Here is a 4,798-nt window from a genome sequence, read left to right as displayed (position 1 = left end):
GCGCCGCTGCGGAGCGCCCTCTCAGGACGGGCGCTCTTCGCCGACGGCGGGTCGTTCACGGTGACGTCGCTCGGTGACCGTTTCCGCCTCGTCTACGTGCCGGCCTACACGACGATGGACGGCGTCCGCGAGGTGATCTCCGTCGCCCGTGACTACCCGGACGCCGAAGTGCTGCTCGAAGCGCCCGCAGCGGGCCCCAACCAGCCGACGTTCTACGTCGCGCACCTGACGCCCGAGGAGGCGACGCAGCTCGCGGCGCGACTGAGCGCGCCGGAGCTGGCATCCGCGAGCGTGCCGGGTGCACCGCTCGCGTTCGTCCTGACATCGGTGAGCGAGCAGGGCACAGACTCACTCACGGGCACGTTCGGGAACGTCCCGGGCTGAGCGACGGCGCCCGCGGGGGCCGATGGGGGCGGTCCAGGCGGAACGCGCGCGGTGTCGGCTTCCGAGATGCGCCGGATCCGGAGACGCACGCCAGATCCGGACGGAATCGTGGATTCGATCCGGATCTGCGTTCGCGATCCGGCTCCGGCGCACGGCCCGGGCGGGTACCGCTACCATCGCGCCATGACCTCTCCCGTGGCACCGGTGCGGACGAGCACACTCGCGGCGGTCGGCTTCATCGCGGCGTTCATCGTGCCGATCGCCGGGCTCGTGATCGGCATCGTCGCGCGGAATCAGCTCAAGCGGCCGGACAACGTCGAAGCGGGCGTCGGGTTCGCGCGGTGGGCCATGATCATCGGGGCCCTCGGAACAGCGGCAAACGTCGTGTTCATCGTCATCTGGGCATCGTTGATGGCCCGCGCGCTGTCGTCGTTCTGACGTCGGGTCCGCTCCCTTGCCGGCGCAGTGTCGACCGGCTCCGGTCGACGAAATCGGACCGGTGCAGCAGAGTCGGATGCCGAGGCCAAACCGGTCCGAATCCGTTGCGCCGCTCCGATTCTGCGTGCCGCGCGCTGCCGCGCGCTGCCGCGCCCGCGCTTCCGTGCCGCCGAGCCGCGCTGCCGAGCGGCGCACCGCCCCGCCGCGCCGCCGCACCGCGCGCTGCCGAGCCGCGCGCTGCCGAGCCGCGCGCTGCCGAGCCGCGCGCCGCCGAGCCGCGCCGCACCGCGCGCTGCCCGCCGCGCGCCTCGGCGACGGCGTCAGGCCGTCTTCGCGATCCTCACCCGGATGTCCTTCATCAGCGGCTGGTCGCTCTGGCGGCTGTAGTCGTCGGGGCCGAGGAGCACGTTGAGCTCGGGGAAGTAGCCGGCGGCGCTGCCGCGCGGCGTGTCGTACTCGAGCGCGCGGAAGCCCGTGACACTGCGCACCGAGCCGTCGCGCGAGGTCGCGACGATGTCGACGAGGTCGCCCTCGGCGATGCCGCGGTCCTTCATGTCTCGACGGTGCATGAACACCAGCTCGCGGATGTTGCGGACGCCCCGGTAGCGGTCGTCGGCCGAGTAGATCGTGGTGTTCCACTGGTCGTGGGAGCGCATGGTCTGCAGCACCAGCACGTCGGCCTCTTCGGGGATGACGTTCGGCAGCTCGGCATCCGAGAACTCCGCCTTGCCTGACGGCGTCTGGAAGTCGCGCTCGCGCGCCGGCTGCGGGATGCGGAAGCCGTACTGCTGGCGCACGAGCTCGTTGAAGCCCTCGAATCCGGGCAGCACCTTCGCCATGGTGTCGCGGATGCGGTCGTAGTCGCCCACGTACCACTCCCACGGCGTCGCCGAGTCGGGCATGGTGGCGCGCGCGATGCGTGCGATGATCTCGGGCTCGCTGAGCAGGTGCGGCGACGCGGGCTTGCGGGAGCCGAGCGAGAGCATGACCGAGCTCATGGCATCTTCGGTCGAGATCGACTGGGGGCCCGCCTCTTGCACGTCGCGCTCGGTGCGGCCGAGGCACGGGAGGATCAGCGCTCGCTTGCCGTGCGTGAGGTGGCTGCGGTTGAGCTTGGTGCTGACGTGGACCGTCAGCTCGCAGCGGCTCATGCCCTCGGCGGTCAGCGAGGTGTCGGGAGCAGCCCGGACGAAGTTGCCGCCCATCCCGACGAACACCTTGAGGTCGCCGCGGTGCAACGCGGCCACCGTGTGAACGGTGTCGAGGCCGGGCTCTCGCGGCGAGATGATGCCGCAGACCTCGTCGAGCTTCGCGAGCCACTTCTCGGTGGGCTTGTGGTTGATGCCGCACGTGCGGTTGCCCTGAACGTTGCTGTGGCCGCGTACGGGCGAGGGGCCGGTGCCCTTGCGCCCGACATTGCCGCGCAGGAGCAGCAGGTTGACGATCTCGCGCACGGTGTCGACGCCGTGCTGGTGCTGACTGACGCCGAGGCACCAGCTGATGACCGTCCGGTCCGCGCTGAGATAGACGTCGGCCGCCCCGCGGATTTCGGCTTCGGTCAGCCCCGCCTGTTCGACGAGCTGGTCCCACGGGGTCGCCTCGACCAGAGCGCGGTACTCGTCGAGCCCGGTCGTGTACTGATCGAGGAAGGCCTGGTCGAGGGCGCTCGGGTCGGTCTCGGACGCCTCGAACACGACCTTCGCCATGCCGCGCACGAGGGCGAGGTCACCGCCCGGGCGCACCTGCAGGTTCATGGTGCTCGTCGGCGTGCTGTGGAACGTCGCCATGTCGACGATCTCGTGCGGGACGATCGTCCGGGTGCCGGCGACCTCGCGCAGCGTGTTGACGTGCACCACCTGAGCGCCGCGGTCGATCGCCTCGGCGAGGCTCGTGAGCATGCGCGGGGCGTTGGAAGCCGCGTTCACGCCGAGGACGAAGAGGGCGTCGCAGGTCTCCCAGTCCTCCAGATCGGCGGTGCCCTTCGGGGTGGCGAGGGATGCCGTGAGTCCACGCCCCGAGCCCTCGTGACACATGTTCGAGCAGTCGGGGAGGTTGTTCGTGCCGAGCTCGCGCGCGAACAGCTGGTAGAGGAAAGACGCCTCGTTGCTGAGCCGACCCGAGGTGTAGAACGCCGCCTGGTCGGGGGAATCGAGAGCCGTGATCTGCTCGGCGATGAGGCGGAAGGCGTCGTTCCACGAGATCGGCACGTAGTGGTCGCTGGCCGCGTCGTAGACCATCGGGCCGACGAGGCGCCCGGCGTCTTCGAGGGCGAAATCGGTCCACTGCGACAGCTCGGACACCGAGTGCTCGGCGAAGAACTCTTTACCGACGCGCTTGTGGGTCATCTCCCACGTGACGTGCTTGATGCCGTTCTCGCAGATGTCGAGGGCGACGCCCTTGTCGTCGGGCCACGCACACCCCGGGCAGTCGAAACCGCTCTTCGGGTGGTTCATCGTGAACATCGCCCTGGTGCCCGCGATCGGCTGGCGTTGTTCGAGCAGCACCTTGCCGACGGTGAGCGCAGCGCCCCACCCGGCGGCGGGGTGCTCGTACTCGCCGGTGCTCGACCAGTCGCCCGTGACGACTGGTCCGAGGCCTCCCTGACGGGGCTTCTCGGTCATCAGGCCGAAAGATTCACCCATGCTCACCCTCCGTGGTATTCGGTGCCGGGGCGGTGGCATCCACCCGTCCCGCGCTCTTCGTCAGCGTACGCTCGACGGCTCTGCGGCAGAGGGGGTTGTGGGCGCGTCGGTGGAGGGAACCGTGATTCGGTCCGCCCGGGAGTACAGGTTCATGCTGCCCCCGCGCACGAAGGCGGCGAGGGTGAGCCCCGCGCGTTCGGCCAGCTCGATGGCCAGCGACGACGGCGCCGAGACCGCCGACAGCATCGGGATGCCGGCCATCACGGCCTTCTGCACGAGCTCGAAGCTCACGCGACCCGACACCTGCAGCACGGTGCCCCGCAGGGGGAGCCGGTCGTTCAACAGCGCCCACCCGACGACCTTGTCGACCGCGTTGTGGCGACCGACGTCTTCGCGGACGACCAGCATGTCACCCGAGGCGATGTCGAACAGGGCCGCGCCGTGCAGTCCGCCGGTCTTGTCGAACACTTTCTGCCCCTCGCGCAGGCGATCGGGGAACGCCGCGACGTCGCGGGCGTCGACGCGGACCTCGTCGGTCGACACGTCATACGTCGACACCTTCTCGACCGCCTCGATCGACGCGGTTCCGCACACCCCGCACGAGCTCGTCGTGTAGAACGAGCGGGCGATGTCGGGCGAGGGGAGCGCGACCCCGGGCGCGAGCGTGAGGTCGAGCACGTTGTAGGTGTTTCCGTCGGCGCCGCCCGTGCCCGGCCCGCCGCAGTGGATCGCGCGGGCGAACTGGTCGCCGCGGCTGATCACCCCCTCCGACACCAGGAAGCCGGCCGCGAGCTCGACGTCATGCCCGGGGGTACGCATGGTCACCGCGAGCGGTGAGCCCGCGACGCGGATCTCGAGCGGTTCCTCGACGGCGATGGCATCCGGTCTCTGACGGTTGACCCCGTCGAGGGTGATGCGAGTGACCCGGCGGGAGGCGGTCAGGCGACCCACGTCAGTGCCGCCGCGAGCAAGAGGGGGACATGCGTCGAGCGTACGCCGGGGGATCGTGGCACGGGGCGGCGATGCGGTCCATCTGCATGATCGGTGGGGTCCGTGGGAACGGGTGGGGCGCGCGTGACGAGACATCGAGCATGGGTCCTGCACCCGCACCGAGGCACGACGTGTGGGAGCGCGCACACCGGCGAGATGACGCGGATTTCAGGCTTTCGCATTCATGCGAATACAGAATTCCGAGATTTTTTCAATCCCCGCGTGACGTTTCCCGCACCCGGTACGTCTTATCCACGTAGGCCAAATCGCTTACCCCGGCCCCGCCGGGCACAACACGTGAAAGGCACCGACATGGCTACCGAGGCCCCCACCACCCCCGCCTA

General features: G+C 69.8%; 4 protein-coding genes. 2 read left to right on the top strand and 2 right to left on the bottom strand.

Going from position 1 to position 4,798, the window contains the following annotated elements; translation table 11 throughout:
* Together NS283_RS19005 and NS283_RS17535 are read left to right on the top strand one after the other, a co-directional pair.
* The coding region (locus NS283_RS19005; RefSeq protein ID WP_193752705.1) for a hypothetical protein at positions 1-384 on the top strand (384 nt) is incomplete at its 5' end.
* Between the two features lie 183 nt (positions 385-567).
* A complete protein-coding gene (locus tag NS283_RS17535) occupies positions 568-822 on the top strand; it encodes a hypothetical protein (protein ID WP_153003414.1) in 255 nt (84 codons plus the stop codon).
* A 320-nt stretch (positions 823-1,142) separates the two neighbouring features.
* Here NS283_RS17535 and NS283_RS17530 read toward each other — a convergent pair whose 3' ends face one another.
* A complete protein-coding gene (locus NS283_RS17530; RefSeq protein WP_058598136.1) occupies positions 1,143-3,464 on the bottom strand; it encodes an FdhF/YdeP family oxidoreductase in 2,322 nt (773 codons plus the stop codon).
* A 60-nt stretch (positions 3,465-3,524) separates the two neighbouring features.
* Positions 3,525-4,415 carry a formate dehydrogenase accessory sulfurtransferase FdhD gene (gene fdhD / locus NS283_RS17525; protein ID WP_058598135.1) on the bottom strand — a complete coding sequence of 297 codons (891 nt, stop codon included), beginning with the start codon at positions 4,413-4,415 and terminating at the stop codon, positions 3,525-3,527.
* Positions 4,416-4,798 lie beyond the last annotated feature (383 nt).

It is taken from the genome of Microbacterium testaceum (genome assembly GCF_001476285.1).
Classification (GTDB): Bacteria; Actinomycetota; Actinomycetes; order Actinomycetales; family Microbacteriaceae; genus Microbacterium; species Microbacterium testaceum_B.
The sequence above is the reverse complement of the archived record's forward strand: the minus strand, read 5'-3'. Positions and strand labels throughout refer to the sequence as shown.

Bases quoted from the DNA above. Each gene is read 5' to 3' on its own strand.
- NS283_RS17530 (WP_058598136.1), bottom strand. From the start codon at position 3,464: ATGGGTGAATCTTTCGGCCTGATGACCGAGAAGCCCCGTCAGGGAGGC.
- NS283_RS17535 (WP_153003414.1), top strand. From the start codon at position 568: ATGACCTCTCCCGTGGCACCGGTGCGGACGAGCACACTCGCGGCGGTC.